This window comes from Microbacterium sp. 70-16 (assembly GCF_001898315.1).
Taxonomy (GTDB): Bacteria; Actinomycetota; Actinomycetes; order Actinomycetales; family Microbacteriaceae; genus Microbacterium.
Window position 1 is genome coordinate 57,146 of record NZ_MKTQ01000011.1, and the last position, 15,709, is coordinate 72,854.

Below are 15,709 nucleotides of genomic sequence, written 5' to 3' on the forward strand. Positions count from 1 at the left end.
TGAAGGCATCCATCACAGGAGGTTCGACATGGCGATCGCACGACTTCACGGTGGCCCGCTCGACGGGCAGGTTCTTCCGCTCGACGACGAGGCACAGAGCACGCTGATCCTGCCGTACAGCGAGACGCAGGTCGTCTACGAACGCGCGGGCGCGCTGCAGAACACGGGCGAGGCCGACGGACCGACGTCGAGCGACTTCCACTACGTCGAATCCGAAGACGACATCGATCCCGACCCCGACGGCCGCGACGAGTGATCGGCGCGTGAACGCCGAACCGACCCGCTCGCTCGAGATCGAGCAGAAGTACGACGTCGACGCCGACACGCCGCTGCCCGACTGGAGCGCACTTCCCGGCGTCGCGCAGATCGGAACCCCCGAGCCGCGCGAGCTCGACGCCCGCTACCTCGACACCGCCGACGCCCGCCTCGCCGCCGCCCGCGCCGCGCTGCGCCGGCGCACGGGCGGTCCCGACGAGGGATGGCATCTCAAGCAGGTGACGCCCGCGGGCAAGCTCGAGACGCACTGGCCGCTCGAAGCGGCGGATGCCCCGGTGGCCTCCGCTGAGCCGATTGTCCCGGATGCCATCGTCGCCGCCATCGCGTCGCTGGCGCAGCCCCCGTTCGGCGTCGTCGCACGCATCCGCAACGCCCGCACGGCGTACGCACTGCGCGACGCCGCCGGGGGACTGGTCGCCGAGTTCGTCGACGACCGCGTGGTCGCCACCGACGTGCGCCGCGGCGTCGACACGTCCTGGCGTGAGTGGGAGCTTGAGCTCGGCCCCGCCGCCCCCGCCGACGCGGACGAGATCGCGGCGTTCTTCGCCGCCGCCGATGCGCTGGTCACCGCCGCCGGCGGACGCCCGGCGGCATCCGACTCGAAGCTCGCCCGCGCGCTCGGCGCCTGAGCACGCGCGGCCGGGCGGGCGGATGCCGGGCATCCTGCGTTCGTCCGTCCCGCGTTGTCGCGTACGCGCCCGCGATGCCGCACTTCGGGACGGATGAAGGCGGGCGGATGCCGGGCATCCCGCGTTCGTCCGTCCCGTGTTGTCGCTTGCGCGCCCGCGATGCCGCACTTCGGGACGGATGAGCCCCGCAACGACGCCCCACCCCACAAACACTGACGCCGCCCCCGGCTTCGTGTAGGGGCGGCGTCAGCAGGGCTCCCAGAGTACTCCGGGAACCTATGCAATCAAATGGGATTGAGCAGCAGAGCGACGGAGCGTCAAAGGTTGATCATGTGGCCGGCGAGACCGTGGAAGGCCTCCTGCAGCGCCTCCGACAGCGTCGGGTGCGTGTGCACGTTGCGGGCCAGCTCGAGGGCCGTGAGGTCCCACTTCTGCGCGAGGGTGAGCTCGGGCAGCAGCTCCGAGACGTCGGGGCCGATCATGTGGCCGCCGACGAGCTCGAGGTGCTCGGCGTCGGCGATGAGCTTGACGAAGCCGACCGGCTCGCCCAGGCCGTGCGCCTTGCCGTTGGCCATGAACGGGAACGTCGCGACCTTGTACTCGCGGCCGGTCTCCTTGTACTGCGCCTCGGTGTATCCGAACGATGCCACCTGCGGCGAGCAGAACGTCGCGCGCGGCATGAAGCGGTAGTCGCCCAGCGTCTGGGTCTCGGCTCCGCCGATCGTCTCGGCGGCGACGACGGCCTGCGCCTCGGCGACGTGCGCGAGCTGCAGCTTCGCGGTGACGTCACCGATCGCGTAGATGCCCTCGACGTTCGTGCGCATGTAGTCGTCGATGTCGATCGCACCGCGCTCGGTGAGCTTCACGCCCGTGTTCTCGAGCCCGAAGCCCGTGACGTTCGGCGCGAAGCCGATCGACATGAGCACCTTGTCGGCCTCGATCGAGCCCTGCGCGCCCGACTTGTTGTCGGTGTAGGTCACCGTGACCGACGAGCCCGAGTCGACGACCGACTCGACCTTCGTGGACACGAGGATATCGACGCCGAGGTTCTTGTACTGCTTGGCGATCTCCTTCGAGACATCCGCGTCTTCGTTGGGCAGCGCGCGGTCGAGGAACTCGATGATCGTGACCTTCACGCCGTAGTTCGTGAGGACGTACGCGAACTCCATGCCGATCGCGCCCGCGCCGACGATGACGATCGAGCCGGGCAGGTCGCGCGTGAGGATCTGCTCTTCGTACGTGACGACGTTCTGGCTCAGCGTGACGCCGGGCAGCAGACGCACGGTCGAGCCGGTCGCGATGATGACGTTGTCGAACGTGACCTCTTCGGTGGTGCCGTCAGTCTTGGCCACCGTGATCGACTTCGGGCCGGTGAAAGAGCCGCGACCCTCGTACTCGGTGACCTTGTTCTTCTTCATCAGATAGTGGATGCCCTTGACGCGCCCGTCGGCGACGACGCGCGAGCGGTCCCAGGCGGCACCGAAGTCGATCGTGAACTCGCCGGTGATGCCGAAGAAGTCGGCCTTGTGCTTGAGGGTGTGCGCGATCTCTGCGTTCTTCAGCAGCGCCTTGCTGGGGATGCAGCCGACGTTGAGGCAGACACCGCCCCAGTACTTCTCTTCGATGATGGCGACGGACTGGCCGAGCTGGGCGGCGCGGACCGCCGCGACATACCCACCGGGGCCGGCACCGAGGACGACGACGTTGTAATGAGGCATGTCTCCAGCCTAGTCCTCGCGCGGGCCGCGAGCCCGCGCGACCAGCACCGCGACGAGGGCTCCGCCGAGGCCCACGACGACGACGCCGATCACGATCCAGAGCCACGTGAAATCGACCGTCTGCATCGGGGCGCCGGGCAGCGGTGTGGCGGTCTCGACGGGTGCGACGGCCGATCCGACCGTGAAGGTGAACTCGTCCGAGATCGGATGCCCGTCGCTCGAGACGACGCGCCAGATGACGGTCACCTCGCCCGACGCCGTGCCGGTCAGCGGCTGTGTCAGATGCGTGCCGTCGAGCACGGGATCGCCGCCGGTGAGGTCGGTGCCGGAGGCATCCGTCACTTCGACAACCGTCGCGCCGGGCTCGTCGAGCAGTACCCCGCTGAAGGTCAGCGTCACCTCGGCGGGCAGCGCGTCGACGGCACTGCCGGCGGCGGGGGTCGAGCCGATGAGCTCATCGTGCGCGAAGGCCGGCGCGGCGACGGCCGACAGCAGCACGCCGATGAGAAGTCCGGCGGCGGCGATCAGGCGGGTGCGCCGGCTGCGGGCGCGGCGGGTGTGAATTGCATATGACGACACCCTCACGAGCCTAACTGCGCCTGTTGTCGGGCGGGCCGCGGGCCTAGCATGGCGACAGGCGGGCACCCTGCCCGACCTCGAACAGGGAGCGGGTGGTCTGAGTGGACGCGATGATGATGGGCGCGATGTCGAAGGACATGATGTCGATGGAGGGCATGGCCGACATGGACATGTCCGTGATGCAGGCGTGTATGGACGCGTGCGCGGCTTGCGAGCAGGCCTGCACGGTGTGCTCGACGCAGATGATGGACTGCGCGCCGTCGTGCATGAACTGCGCCGACATGTGCAACACGATGATGCGCTCGATGATGCGCATGCAGGGCATGACCCCGGCATCCATGATGGCGATGCTCGACGCCTGCATCGCGATGTGTCAGACGTGCATGGACATGTGCATGATGCACGCCGACGAGAGCCCGGTCTGCAAGATGTGCGCCGAATCGTGCAAGGCGTGCATGGATGCCTGCATGGCCATGAAGGACATGATGATGGCGGCCGCCTGATCGGGCGCCACGACGCGACGCGGCGCGCTTACAGCGCGAGCGAGTTGAACAGCTGCCCGCCGATGCTCAGCACGTGATAGCGCGGGTGGTAGGCCACCGGCGTGCCCGGCACGACCTCGGCCGCGGCGCCCGCGCCGTTCCACAGGGCGATCGCGTCACCGTCGAGCGTGTGCACGAGGATGCCACCGTCAGCGGCATCCGTCGTCGTCACGATCGCATCGACCCACTCGCTCGGCGTCGCCGACACGAGACGCGCCTGAATGAGGTGCACGGCGTGGCCGGGGGCGAAGGACGAGCAGGCGTGTCCGGTCGCGCACATGCAGATCGCGTCCTGACGCACCGGGGCGGGCGTGAGGCGGTTCTGCGGCGTGGACACGAGGGTTCTCCTTCTGGATCGGTGCGTCCAGGCTAGGCAAGCTCGCGCGCCGGCGCCCGTCGGGCGACACACGCCGCAACATTTCCTCGCGAGCTCACGGGTGCGCGGGGGTTTCGTGACGGGGGCGATCCGTTAGGGTGATGGGGGAGGAGGACACAGTGAACAACGACCACGACGCAGCCGCAGGCGCCGGTGGCATCCATCGTGATGCTGACGACGGGCGTGCGGTGGATTCGACGCAGACGTTCGGTCACGATTCGGATCTGTCCTTCATCCCGTTCGGCAGAGACCTCACCGAGGCCGAGCTCGAGGCGATCGGTGCGCTTCCGTCGCGTGCGGCGCTGCTGCTCGTGCGCTCCGGCCCCACCGCCGGCGCCCGCTACCTGCTCGACACCGACGTGGCGACCATCGGACGCCACCCCGAGGCCGACATCTTCTTCGACGACGTGACTGTCTCGCGTCGGCACGCCGAGATCACCCGCACGGGCGGGTTCTTCGAGCTGATCGACCAGCGGTCGCTCAACGGCACGTACGTCAACGGCGAGCGGGTCGACCGCGCCGTGCTCGACGACGGTGCAGAGGTGCGCATCGGGAAGTTCCGGCTGAACTTCTTCGTCTCGCCGCTGGACCGCGCGGCGGTGTCGGAAGGGTGACGCCCGCTTCAGCTCCCCGAGGTCGCAGCGCGTCCGCGGGTTACCTCAGCATCGGTCAGGTCCTTGCGCGCCTGACCCCCGAGTTCCCCGATCTCAGCGCGAGCAAGCTGCGCTACTTCGAAGAGCAGGGGCTCGTGACGCCGCTGCGCACCGAAGCCGGCTACCGCAAGTTCTCGCCCGCTGACGTCGCCCGCGTGCGCACGGCGCTGACGCTGCAGCGCGACCACGACTTCAAGCTCGCGCGCATCCGCGAGTACCTCGACGCGCAGGCGAGCGGTGTCGAGGTGGCCCTGCCGCCGTCGATCCTCGAGGCGCGCCGGCGCTACCGCCGCGACGAACTGCTGGCCACCGCCGGCGCCCCCGCAGCACTGCTCGACGACGCCGTCAGCGCGGGCCTCGTGGCCGCGGGCGAGACCTATGACGAGCGCGCGCTCGCTCTGCTGCGGGCGCTCGTGGCGCTTGACTCACATGGCATCCAGCCCCGGCACGTCCGCGGAATGCGACAGGCCGCCGAGCGTGAAGTCGCGCTCGTCGGCAGCGCGCTGGCGCCGTTGCTGCGACGCACGGATGCCGCGTCGCGTGCCCGCGCGCACGAGCTCGCCCCCGAGCTGCTGCGCCGGCTGGATGAAGTGCGGGCCGCCTTCCTGACGACGGCGCTGGATCGACTGGCGCCGTGAGCGCCGTGCGACACGCCGAGGCGCACAACGCGGATGTCGTTGCCGGTGGGGGTCTGCTCCTCTACCGTGGAAGGACACCGGCTGGAGGCGAAGATGACCGCGCATGACCTTCCAGGTGGACCGCAGTTCGCCACCGAACTGCTGTTCACCGACGGGCTGCCGCAGATGGACGACGAGGTCGGCTATCGCGGAGCTGTCGCGGCCCGTGCCGCCGGCATCACGTACCGCCAGCTGGACTACTGGGCCCGCACCGAGCTCGTCGAGCCGACCGTGCGCAGCGCGACCGGCTCGGGCTCGCAGCGGCTCTACGGCTTCCGCGACATCCTGGTGCTCAAGCTCGTCAAGCGCCTGCTCGACACCGGCATCTCGCTGCAGCAGATCCGCACGGCGGTCGAGCAGCTGCGCGCTGCGGGCATCCGCGACCTCGCCGGCACGACCCTCATGAGCGATGGCGCCTCGGTGTACCTGTGCACCTCGAACGACGAGGTGATCGACCTCGTCAGCCGCGGTCAGGGTGTGTTCGGCATCGCCGTCGGCAAGGTGCTGCACGAGGTCGAGTCGACGCTGCTCGACTTCGACCCGCAGGCGCCCGACCCGGTCGACGAACTCGCCGCGCGCCGCAAGCGCACGGCCTGAGCCTCCGGCGCGCTTCGCGGCCCCTCGACAGGCTCGGGGGCCAGTGCCTGCAGCCGCGCGGCCAGGCGGGGTCAGGCGCGCTGTTCGCCGGCGGTGATGCGGCCGGTACGCATGACGCGGTCCAGCAGCGCATCGAAATCGCTCGCGAGCTCTTGAGCCGAGTCGCCGGGCCAGATGTGCAGGGGCTTCGCGGCGCCCTGCGCCTGCTGCAGCGACGTGCGCTCGGGCAGCTGCGGCGAGAGCACGAGCGGGCCGAACATGTCGCGCAGCTCCTTGATGCGGAACTGGTGCTCGATCGACTGCGGGCGCACGCGGTTGACGACGATTCCCAAGGGCTGCAGACGCGGCGACAGACCGCGGCGGATCTCCTCGATCGCCCGCAGGGCGCGGTCGGCAGCGGCGACCGAGAACAGGCCGGGCTCGGTGACCACGATGACGCGATCGGATGCCGCCCAGGCTGTGCGCGTGAGGGCGTTCAGCGACGGGGCGCAGTCGATCAGCACGAGGTCATAGTCAGCCTCGATCGTGGCGAGGGCCTCTTCGAGCTTCCACACGTCACGCACCGACGGGTGCGGTCCGTCGAAGTTGATGGCCGAGGGGCTGCCGATCATGACGTCGATCGTGCCTGCGTGCACCTTCGACCAGCCACTCGAGGTGATCGCCTGACGGACGACCTTCTCTTTGGGATTGGCCAGGACGTCTGCGACATTCAGGCGACCAGCGACCTGAATGTCCATCCCCGTCGACACGTCGGATTGGGGGTCGAGGTCGACGACGAGGGTCCGCACGCCACGAGCGAACGCCGCAGAGGCGAGGCCCAGCGTCACGGTCGTCTTGCCGACACCCCCTTTGAGTGAGGAGACGGAGAGTACGTGCACGAGGCTCTACGTTACCGTCCCCTAGGCTGTGAGCACACTCAGGCACTCCGGCGCGCACAGTCGGGCCCCGGCAACTCCCCAAGAGGTGAGCATGTTCCGCAAGATCCTGGTCGCAAACCGCGGCGAAATCGCGATCCGCGCCTTCCGCGCGGCCTTCGAGCTCGGCGCCCGTACTGTCGCCGTCTTCCCTTGGGAGGATCGCGGGTCGCTGCACCGGCAGAAAGCCGACGAATCGTACGAGATCGGCGAGGCCGGGCATCCGGTGCGCGCCTACCTCGACGTCGATGAGATCATCCGCGTCGCCCTCGCATCGGGCGCCGACGCGATCTACCCGGGGTACGGGTTCCTCTCCGAGAATCCCGAGCTCGCGGCCCGGGCCGCCGAGAACGGCATCACCTTCATCGGACCGCCCGCCCGCGCTCTCGAGATGGCAGGCAACAAGGTCACGGCGAAAGAGCACGCGATCGCCGCGGGCGTGCCGGTGCTCGCGTCGACCGAGGCATCCGATGACGTCGATGCACTCCTCGCGCAGGCCGACGAAATCGGGTTCCCCATCTTCGTCAAGGCCGTCGCGGGCGGCGGCGGGCGCGGCATGCGACGTGTCGAGACGCACGATGCGCTGCCCCCGGCGATCGCCGAGGCCTCGCGTGAGGCGGAAGCGGCGTTCGGCGACGGGCGGGTGTTCCTCGAGCAGGCGGTGATCCGGCCGCGCCACATCGAGGTGCAGATTCTGGCGGACGCCGCGGGCGAGACCGTGCACCTGTTCGAGCGCGACTGCTCGGTGCAGCGCCGCCACCAGAAGGTGATCGAGATCGCGCCCGCGCCGAACCTCGACCCCGCGATCCGCGACGCACTGCATGCGTACGCCGTCGCTTTCGCCCGCTCGATCGGGTACGTCAACGCGGGCACGGTCGAGTTCCTGCTCGAGACCGCAGGCCCGCGCACGGGCCAGGTCGTGTTCATCGAGATGAACCCGCGAATCCAGGTCGAACACACCGTGACCGAGGAGGTCACCGACGTCGACCTCGTGCAGTCGCAGATGCGCATCGCGGCGGGAGAGACCCTCGCCGACCTCGGCCTGCACCAGGAGTCCATCCAGCTGCGCGGCTTCGCGCTGCAGTCGCGCATCACGACGGAGGACCCGTCGCACGGCTTCCGGCCCGACACGGGCCGCATCACGACCTATCGGTCGCCGGGTGGGGCCGGCGTCCGCCTCGACGGCGGCACGACGGCGGCGGGCTCGCAGATCAGTCCGCACTTCGACTCGATGCTCGCCAAGCTCACGTGTCGCGGGCGCGACTTCCCGGCTGCCGTGGCTCGTGCCCGGCGCGCGCTCGCGGAGTTCCGCATCCGCGGCGTCTCGACCAACATCCCGTTCCTGCGCGCCGTGCTCGACGACCCCGCCTTCGTCGCGGGCGACGTGTCGACCTCGTTCATCGACGAGCGGCCCGAACTGCTGACCCGCAACCCGTCGCGCGACCGCGCCACGAAGCTGCTGAACTGGCTCGCCGACGTCACTGTCAACCGGCCCTACGGCGAGAAGCCGCTGTCGGTGTCGCCGGGCAGCAAGCTGCCCCCGATCGACCTCACCGCCGCACCCCCGAAGGGCAACCGCGACCTGCTGCGTGAACTCGGCCCCGCCGGTTTCGCCCAGCACCTGCGCGCGCAGACGGCCCTCGCCGTCACCGAGACGACGTACCGCGACGCGCACCAGTCGCTGCTCGCGACGCGCGTGCGCACGCGCGACCTCGTCCGCGTGGGGCCGCACGTCGCGCGCATGACGCCGCAGCTGCTCTCGGTCGAGGCGTGGGGAGGGGCGACCTACGACGTCGCGCTGCGGTTCCTCGCGGAAGACCCGTGGGAGCGCCTCGAGGCGCTGCGCGACGCGATGCCGAACATTCCCATCCAGATGCTGCTGCGCGGCCGCAACACGGTCGGCTACACGCCGCGCCCGACGGCCGTCACCGACGCGTTCGTGAAGGAAGCCGCCGCGACCGGCGTCGACATCTTCCGCATCTTCGACGCGCTCAACGACGTCGACCAGATGGTGCCCGCGATCACGGCCGTGCTCGAAACCGGCACGGCCGTCGCCGAGGTCGCGCTCTGCTACACCGCCGACCTCCTCGACCCGGCCGAGCAGCTGTACACGCTCGACTACTACCTGGGCCTCGCCGATCAAGCCGTCGCCGCCGGCGCCCACGTGCTCGCGATCAAGGACATGGCGGGCCTGCTACGCCCCGCCGCCGCCGCGAAGCTCGTGACGGCCCTGCGCGAGCGGTTCGACGTGCCCGTGCACGTGCACACGCACGACACGGCCGGTGGGCAGCTCGCGACGCTGCTCGCCGCGAGTGCCGCCGGCGCCGATGCGGTGGATGCCGCGGCGGCGCCCCTCGCCGGAACGACGAGCCAGCCCTCGCTGTCGGCCCTCGTCGCCGCGCTCGCGCACACCGACCGCGACACGGGCCTCGACCTCGCTGCGGCCAGCGCGCTCGAGCCCTACTGGGAGGGCGTGCGACACCTGTACCGTCCGTTCGAGTCGGGTCTTCCGGGCCCCACCGGACGCGTGTACCACCACGAGATCCCCGGCGGACAGCTCTCCAACCTGCGCCAGCAGGCGATCGCGCTGGGCCTCGCGGACGACTTCGAGCGCATCGAGGACATGTACGCCGCGGCCGACCGCATCCTCGGCCGCATCCCCAAGGTGACGCCCTCGTCGAAGGTCGTCGGCGACCTCGCGCTCGCGCTCGTCGCGGCGAACGCCGACCCGGCCGACTTCGAAGAGAACCCCCACGCGTACGACATCCCCGACTCGGTCGTGGGCTTCATGGCGGGGGAGCTCGGCGACCTGCCGGGCGGCTGGCCCGAGCCGTTCCGCACGAAGGTGCTCGCGGGACGCGAGGTCAAGGTGTCGATCCCGCCGCTCACCGCGGAAGAGGAAGAGGGGCTCGCGGGCGACGCCGAGACGCGCCGCCGCACGCTCAACCGCCTGCTGTTCCCCGGGCCGGCGAAGGAGTTCGAGGCCACGCGCGCCGCCTACGGCGACCTGTCGACCCTCGGAACCCCGGACTACTTCTACGGCCTCAAGCCCGGCGAAGAGCACGTCGCCGAGATCGACCCCGGTGTGCAGCTGTACGTCGGTCTCGAGGCGATCGGCGAGCCGGATGCCAAGGGCATGCGCACTGTCATGACGACGCTCAACGGGCAGCTGCGCCCCGTCTGGGTGCGCGACCGCTCGATCGCCGTCGAGAAGGTCGCCGCCGAGAAGGCCGACACGAGCAAGGCCGGTCAGGTCGCCGCGCCGTTCGCGGGTGTCGTGACGGTCAAGGCGACCGTCGGCGCACACGTCACAGCCGGGCAGCCGGTGGCATCCATCGAAGCGATGAAGATGGAGGCGGCCATCACGGCGCCCGTCGAAGGCGTCGTCGAGCGCATCGTGATCAGCAGCAGCTCTCCGGTCGAGGCGGGCGATCTTTTGCTCGTCATCCGGCCCGCCGACTAGCCTGAGTCGGGGCGCAGTGCGCCCGCAAGCGACATTGGGAGTGAACAGAAGTGGCGTCAGAGCGTAACGACAGCGAGCCTGACGAGGTCGACAACGGCGTGCTGGCCGCGCCGAGCGGCCTTGAGACAACGGGCATCGGCATCGTCGAGGGCGCGACGGCGCAGGTCGACGTGAGCCTGCCGACGCCGGTGGACGATGACGACGACCTGCTCGACGACGAGGTCGCGCCGGCGGCCGTGGCGCCGGCGGCGCCCGAGCGCGGTGTGACGGCCGTGTCGGGTGGCTCTGGAGCAGCTGGTGGGTCTGCCGCCGCTGCTGCTGGCGCCGGGCGCGCCGCCGCGACGGCGAAGGGGGCATCCGGGGCATCCGCTTCGGCTGCGAAGCCCGGCAGCACGGTCGCCGCACGCTCGGCGGCCGAGGTCGAGACCGCGGAGCGGCTGCGTCCGCGCACGACCGAGATCACGCTGCAGTCGCGCAGGCTCGGTGACTTCGAGGCCGACCGCGAGAGCCCCGACCTGCTCACCCCCGACCGTCTGCTCGACCCCGCGCACGTCGTGCGTCCCGAGCCCGAGGGCGCGTGGCGTCACCTCGTGTACACACTGTCGGGTCGGCGCATCAACCTCGGCGACAGCAAGCGCGCGGTTGCCCGCAAGGCGCTCGACCGCCGCATCGCGGCGCCGCTGGCCGGTGGCGCGAAGTTCGTGCCGGTGCTCTCGCGCAAGGGCGGCGTCGGCAAGACGACCGTCACGACGCTGCTGGGAATGGCACTCGCGGATGCCCGCGAGGACCGCATCATCGCCGTCGACGCGAACCCCGACCGTGGCACCCTCGCCGAACGTGTCGGCCGTCCGAGCGGCAAGACCGTGCGCGACCTCGTGCGCACGAGCGGTGACGTGCACGGGTTCAATGACATCTCGCAGATCGTCGCCCGCGACCACACGCGGCTCGACGTGCTCGCTTCGGACGCCGACCCGCACGTGTCGGAGGCCTTCAGCGACACCGACTACCAGGACGTCGCCGACATCGCCGCGCACTTCTACTCGGTCGTGCTGACCGACACCGGCACGGGCATCGTCCACTCCGTCATGCAGGCGACGCTCGACCGCGCCGACGAGATCGTGATCGTCGCGGGACTCAGCGTGGATGAGGCCCGCTTGGCATCCGAGACCCTGACGTGGCTCGAGTCGAACGGCTATGCCGAGCGCGTGCGGAACGCCGTCGTCGTGCTGAACACGGCGCGTCCAGGAGCGGCGCTCGTGCGCGCCGATGAGCTCGACGCGCACTTCCGCAGCCGCGTGCGCGCGGTCGTGCGGGTGCCGTACGACCCGCACATCGCGTCGGGGAGCGCCATCTCGTTCCGCGATCTGCAGCCCGAGACCCGCGAAGCGGCGCGCCAGTTGGCGGCGATCGTCGTCGAGGGCCTGCGCCTGCCGGCCGCCGTCTGATGGCCGTCCGCACGATCCGCCTCTTCGGCGACCCTGTGCTGCGCGCCGTGTGCGCGCCGATCGACGAGATCGACGACGGCGTGCGCTCACTCGTGCAAGACCTCGTCGACACGGTCGAGCTGCCCGGGCGGGCCGGCGTCGCGGCGCCGCAGATCGGCTTCGCGCTGCGCGCGTTCAGCTACAACATCGACGGCGACATCGGCTACATCCTCAACCCCGTGCTGGCGGAAGTGCGCGGCGAGCCCGTGCCCGTCGGCGAGGGATGCCTCTCGGTGCCAGGCCTGTGGCACGACGCCCTGCGGCATCCGTGGGCGCGTGTCACCGGCATCGACCTGAACGGTGACGAGGTCGTCTTGGAGGGCGATGGCCTGCTCGCCCAAGCCCTGCAGCACGAGACCGACCACCTCGACGGGATGCTCTACCTCTCCCGCCTGAGCCCCGACGACCGCCGCGTGGCGATGCGCGAGGTCCGCGAGTCCAGCTGGTTCTGAGTCGAGTCGGGTCACGGCCGCGTAGCGGACTTGACGCGACTGCGACTCAGGTTGATTGCCGACGCGAAGCGTCGGTGTATCGAAACCTTTGGCCGGCCGCGCAGCCGCTGCGGCCTCGCGCGCGTGCTGAAGTCCTGCTGTGTGTGACGCGTGAGCGCTTCCAGCCCCGTGTGAGTGCACTCCTGCACCACTGAGCAGTATTTCAGCACACCCGGCGCGCGCCGAGGCCGGCGTCGGCGCCGAAGCAGGCGGCCCGGAGTCCGCGCGCGGGCGGGGCGTTCATCCGTCTGGTTGTGTGGCTGCGGGGCATCCGACACCGCAGTTTGGGACGGATGAAGGCGGGCCCCGCCCGCCACACGCCCGGGCGTCAGCCCAGCGGGACGTTCGTCGTCGTGACGGGCACCGTGTAGAGGTCCTCGATCGCGCCGGCGAAATCCTTCAGGATCACGTTGCGCTTGATGCTCATCTTGGGGGTGAGGTGTCCGCTGGCCTCGGTCCACTCGGTGTCGAGGATCGTGAACTTGCGGATCGATTCCGCACGCGAGACACCCTTGTTGGCAATATCGATCGCCCGCTGCACCTCCGCGCGCACCTTGGGGTTGTTCGCGGCCTCCGTCAGCGACATCTCAGCAGGCAGATCGTTGTTCGCGAGCCAGGTCGGCAGCATCTCGGGGTCGAGCGTCACGAGCGCCGCGATGAACGGCTTCTGGTCGCCGACGACGACGACCTGGCCGACGATCGGGTTGGCGCGGATCGGGTCCTCGAGGGCGGCAGGAGCGACGTTCTTGCCACCGGCCGTGACGATGATCTCCTTCTTGCGGCCCGTGATCGTGAGGAAGCCCTCCGAATCGAACGACCCGATGTCACCCGTCCGGAACCAGCCGTCGTGGAATGCGTCGGCGGTCGCCTCGGGGTTCTGCCAGTACTCCTTGAAGACGTTGATGCCGCGCACCTCGACCTCGCCGTCATCGGCCAGGCGCACGCCGATACCGGGCAGCACAGGGCCGACGGTGCCGATCTTCGACTTCTTCGCCAGGTTCACGGTCGCGGGCGCTGTCGTCTCGGTCAGGCCGTAGCCCTCGAGGATCGTGACGCCGAGACTGTGGAAGAAGTGGCCCAGCCGCGGCCCGAGCGGCGCGGAGCCCGACACGGCGTACTGCACGCGGCCGCCCATCGCCTCGCGCAGCTTGCTGTAGACGAGGCGGTCGAACAGCGCGAACTTGATCTTGGTGCCCAGCGGCACCTTCTTTCCCTCCTGCTGCAGCCGCGAGTGCTCGATCGCGGTGTGCGCGGCGGCGCGGAAGATCTTGCCCTTGCCGCCGGCTTCAGCCTTCTGCTCGGCGGAGTTGTACACCTTCTCGAACACGCGCGGCACGGCCAGCAGGAACGTCGGCTGGAACGAGCCGAGCGCGGGCAGCAGGTGCTTCGTGTCGGGCTGGTGCCCCGTCTTCACACCGGCGTGGATGTCGAGGATCGAGATGAACCGGGCGAACACGTGCGCCGTGGTGATGAACAGCAGAGTGGATGCCCCGGGCACCTGCACGACCTCTTCGAGGGCCTTGGCAGAGTTGCGCGAGAGCTCGACGAAGTTGCTGTGCGTCAGCACGCAGCCTTTGGGTCGTCCCGTCGAGCCGGACGTGTAGATGAGGGTCGCGATGTCGGAGCCGACCGCGATGTTGCGGCGCCGTTCGATCTCTGCGTCGGTGACCTCGGTGCCGCCGGCGCGCAGGGTCTCGAGAGCGCCGTCGGCCATTGTCCAGGCTTCGCGGATGAGCGGCACCTCGCCGCGGATCTCGGCGACGCGCGCGGCGTGCTCGGCCGACTCCGAGAGGACCGCGATGGCGCCGGAGTCGGAGAGGATCCAGCTGATCTGGGCGGCCGAGCTCGTCTCGTATACGGGCACCATGACGGCGCCGGCGAAGAACAGGGCGAAGTCGACGAGGCTCCACTCGTAGGTCGTACGGGCGATGAAGGCGACCTTCTCACCGGGCTGGATGCCTGCCGCCACGAACCCCTTGGCGAGGGCGGTGACCTGGCGCTGGAACTCCGCCGCCGTGATGTCGCGCCAGCCGTCGCCGTCGGGGACGGCGAACAGCGCGAGGGAGGGGGTGGCCTTGACCCGCTCGACGAGCAGATCGGCGACGTTCGCGTTCGGGTCGGCGGGAACGATCGCGGGGACTTCGAATTGGACGGACGCGCTCATGGTGCGGCAACTCCTTCGGTACCGGGTGACGTCGGCTGCGACGTGAGATCGAGTCTAACTGTAACTGACACTGAGTCCCGCGTTGCCCGATCGCCCACGTCATGCACGGCTCCCGCGCCCCGTAGGACTGTGCTGTCCACACTAGACTCTCGGGTGCCGTTCCGCCCTGAACCAGGGACAATCGGGCGGAAGGGAGAGGAACGCCGTGCTCAACGTCGGGATCGACATCGGGGGGACCAAGATCGCGGGGGGAGTGGTCGACGAAGACGGCCGCATCCTGGATCGACGCCGCATGGCCACCCCGACCGACACGGGAGCGCTCGCGCAGGCGGTCGCCGACATGGTCACCGATCTCGGGTCGCGTCACGACGTGCACGCCGTCGGCGTCGCGGCCGCCGGCTTCATCGACCGCACGCGGTCGGTGATGCTGCACGCTCCTAACATCGACTGGCAGAACGCACCGCTGCGCGCCGAGTTCGAGTCGCGCATCGGTCGTCCGGTGACCCTCGAGAACGACGCCAACGCGGCAGGCTGGGGCGAATACCGCTTCGGCGCCGGCCGCGGCTCGACCGACATGGTCATGGTGACCCTCGGCACGGGTGTCGGCGGTGCCGTCATCAACGACGGTCGCCTGCTGATCGGCGCGAACGGCAGCGCCGCCGAACTCGGACACCTGCGCTTCGTGCGCGGCGGCCGTCCCTGCGGCTGCGGACAGACCGGATGCCTCGAGCAGTACGCCTCGGGTCGTGCCCTGCAGCGCGAGCTCGCCGACATCGCTGCGACGGACGGCATCGGCGCGCGCGTCGCCGCACACCGCGGCGAGGACGGCATCGTCCACGCGGGTGACCTCGAGGCGCTGCTCGACGCGGAGGATGCCGGGGCGCTCGAAGCGGTGCGCCGCGTCGCGACCGCGCTCGGCGAGGCCTGCGGCGCGTTCCAGGCCGTCCTCGACCCTGAGCTGTACGTCATCGGCGGCGGTGTCGCAGAGCTCGGCGAGCGACTGCTCGAGCCCACCCGCATCGCCTACGAGACCTCGCTTCCCGGCTTCGGCGACCGGCCCACCGCGCGGTTCGTCGGCGCGACGCTCGGCAACGATGCGGGTCTGGTCGGCGTCGCCGATCTGGCAGGCATCCGGAGCGTCTGAGA

At 70.0% G+C, this 15,709-nt stretch carries 16 protein-coding genes; 10 read left to right on the forward strand and 6 right to left on the reverse strand.

Going from position 1 to position 15,709, the window contains the following annotated elements:
- Window positions 1-28: 28 nt before the first annotated feature.
- Entirely contained in the window at window positions 29-256 is a 228-nt protein-coding gene (locus BGO46_RS04435; RefSeq protein ID WP_292675586.1) for a response regulator, read from the forward strand.
- Between the two features lie 7 nt (window positions 257-263).
- Window positions 264-905 carry a CYTH domain-containing protein gene (locus BGO46_RS04440; protein ID WP_292675588.1) on the forward strand — a complete coding sequence of 214 codons (642 nt, stop codon included), beginning with the start codon at window positions 264-266 and terminating at the stop codon, window positions 903-905.
- A gap of 317 nt (window positions 906-1,222) precedes the next feature.
- On the opposite strand, the gene lpdA is transcribed toward BGO46_RS04440, so the two are convergent.
- The 3 genes from lpdA to BGO46_RS04455 are packed head-to-tail and all read right to left on the reverse strand — an operon-like array spanning window position 1,223 to window position 3,518.
- On the reverse strand, window positions 1,223-2,623 hold the full coding sequence (gene lpdA / locus BGO46_RS04445) for a dihydrolipoyl dehydrogenase (protein ID WP_292675590.1): 1,401 nt from the start codon (window positions 2,621-2,623) through the stop codon (window positions 1,223-1,225).
- A 9-nt stretch (window positions 2,624-2,632) separates the two neighbouring features.
- Entirely contained in the window at window positions 2,633-3,202 is a 570-nt protein-coding gene (locus tag BGO46_RS04450; RefSeq protein WP_292675594.1) for a copper resistance CopC family protein, read from the reverse strand.
- 43 nt (window positions 3,203-3,245) lie between these two features.
- Window positions 3,246-3,518 carry a hypothetical protein gene (locus BGO46_RS04455; protein ID WP_292675596.1) on the reverse strand — a complete coding sequence of 91 codons (273 nt, stop codon included), beginning with the start codon at window positions 3,516-3,518 and terminating at the stop codon, window positions 3,246-3,248.
- Here BGO46_RS04455 and BGO46_RS04460 point away from each other — a divergent pair.
- On the forward strand, window positions 3,508-3,705 hold the full coding sequence (locus BGO46_RS04460; RefSeq protein ID WP_292675599.1) for a hypothetical protein: 198 nt from the start codon (window positions 3,508-3,510) through the stop codon (window positions 3,703-3,705). The genes BGO46_RS04455 and BGO46_RS04460 overlap by 11 nt on opposite strands.
- Before the next feature lie 28 nt (window positions 3,706-3,733).
- Here the strand turns inward: BGO46_RS04460 and BGO46_RS04465 are convergent, their stop codons facing one another.
- Window positions 3,734-4,081: a hypothetical protein gene (locus BGO46_RS04465; protein WP_292675602.1), complete on the reverse strand. Its 348-nt coding sequence runs from the start codon at window positions 4,079-4,081 to the stop codon at window positions 3,734-3,736.
- Between the two features lie 227 nt (window positions 4,082-4,308).
- Between BGO46_RS04465 and BGO46_RS04470 the strand changes: the two genes are divergently transcribed.
- From BGO46_RS04470 to BGO46_RS04480, 3 genes are all read left to right on the forward strand, one after another.
- Window positions 4,309-4,734, forward strand: coding sequence for an FHA domain-containing protein (locus tag BGO46_RS04470; RefSeq protein WP_292675768.1), 426 nt, complete (start codon window positions 4,309-4,311; stop codon window positions 4,732-4,734).
- Window positions 4,731-5,411, forward strand: a complete 681-nt coding sequence (locus tag BGO46_RS04475; protein WP_292675604.1) for a MerR family transcriptional regulator — start codon at window positions 4,731-4,733, stop codon at window positions 5,409-5,411. Before BGO46_RS04470 ends, BGO46_RS04475 begins: the two co-directional genes overlap by 4 nt.
- 93 nt (window positions 5,412-5,504) lie before the next feature.
- Window positions 5,505-6,047, forward strand: a complete 543-nt coding sequence (locus tag BGO46_RS04480) for a MerR family transcriptional regulator (protein WP_292675606.1) — start codon at window positions 5,505-5,507, stop codon at window positions 6,045-6,047.
- Window positions 6,048-6,118: 71 nt separating this feature from the next.
- On the opposite strand, the gene BGO46_RS04485 is transcribed toward BGO46_RS04480, so the two are convergent.
- Window positions 6,119-6,925, reverse strand: a complete 807-nt coding sequence (locus tag BGO46_RS04485) for a ParA family protein (RefSeq protein ID WP_292675609.1) — start codon at window positions 6,923-6,925, stop codon at window positions 6,119-6,121.
- Between the two features lie 91 nt (window positions 6,926-7,016).
- On the opposite strand from BGO46_RS04485, the gene BGO46_RS04490 reads away from it, so the two are divergent.
- The 3 genes from BGO46_RS04490 to BGO46_RS04500 are packed head-to-tail and all read left to right on the forward strand — an operon-like array spanning window position 7,017 to window position 12,360.
- The gene (locus tag BGO46_RS04490) at window positions 7,017-10,424 is read left to right on the forward strand and encodes a pyruvate carboxylase (protein ID WP_292675612.1); all 3,408 of its coding nucleotides are present in this window, start codon (window positions 7,017-7,019) and stop codon (window positions 10,422-10,424) included.
- A gap of 50 nt (window positions 10,425-10,474) precedes the next feature.
- Entirely contained in the window at window positions 10,475-11,869 is a 1,395-nt protein-coding gene (locus BGO46_RS04495; RefSeq protein WP_292675614.1) for a MinD/ParA family protein, read from the forward strand.
- Window positions 11,869-12,360 carry a peptide deformylase gene (locus BGO46_RS04500; protein WP_292675616.1) on the forward strand — a complete coding sequence of 164 codons (492 nt, stop codon included), beginning with the start codon at window positions 11,869-11,871 and terminating at the stop codon, window positions 12,358-12,360. The genes BGO46_RS04495 and BGO46_RS04500 overlap by 1 nt, the downstream gene beginning before the upstream one ends.
- Window positions 12,361-12,727: 367 nt before the next feature.
- Here the strand turns inward: BGO46_RS04500 and BGO46_RS04505 are convergent, their stop codons facing one another.
- Entirely contained in the window at window positions 12,728-14,563 is a 1,836-nt protein-coding gene (locus tag BGO46_RS04505; protein WP_292675619.1) for an AMP-dependent synthetase/ligase, read from the reverse strand.
- A 205-nt stretch (window positions 14,564-14,768) separates the two neighbouring features.
- On the opposite strand from BGO46_RS04505, the gene BGO46_RS04510 reads away from it, so the two are divergent.
- A complete protein-coding gene (locus BGO46_RS04510) occupies window positions 14,769-15,707 on the forward strand; it encodes an ROK family glucokinase (protein ID WP_292675622.1) in 939 nt (312 codons plus the stop codon).
- Window positions 15,708-15,709: the final 2 nt, after the last annotated feature.

Excerpts from the sequence above, each read along its gene's own strand:
- BGO46_RS04490 (WP_292675612.1), top strand. The coding sequence starts at position 7,017 with ATGTTCCGCAAGATCCTGGTCGCAAACCGCGGCGAAATCGCGATCCGC.
- BGO46_RS04500 (WP_292675616.1), top strand. The coding sequence starts at position 11,869 with ATGGCCGTCCGCACGATCCGCCTCTTCGGCGACCCTGTGCTGCGCGCC.
- BGO46_RS04505 (WP_292675619.1), bottom strand. The coding sequence starts at position 14,563 with ATGAGCGCGTCCGTCCAATTCGAAGTCCCCGCGATCGTTCCCGCCGAC.
- BGO46_RS04455 (WP_292675596.1), bottom strand. The coding sequence starts at position 3,518 with ATGCGCATCATCGAGCGCATCATCGTGTTGCACATGTCGGCGCAGTTC.
- BGO46_RS04480 (WP_292675606.1), top strand. The coding sequence starts at position 5,505 with ATGACCGCGCATGACCTTCCAGGTGGACCGCAGTTCGCCACCGAACTG.
- lpdA (WP_292675590.1), bottom strand. The coding sequence starts at position 2,623 with ATGCCTCATTACAACGTCGTCGTCCTCGGTGCCGGCCCCGGTGGGTAT.
- BGO46_RS04435 (WP_292675586.1), top strand. The coding sequence starts at position 29 with ATGGCGATCGCACGACTTCACGGTGGCCCGCTCGACGGGCAGGTTCTT.
- BGO46_RS04460 (WP_292675599.1), top strand. The coding sequence starts at position 3,508 with ATGATGCGCATGCAGGGCATGACCCCGGCATCCATGATGGCGATGCTC.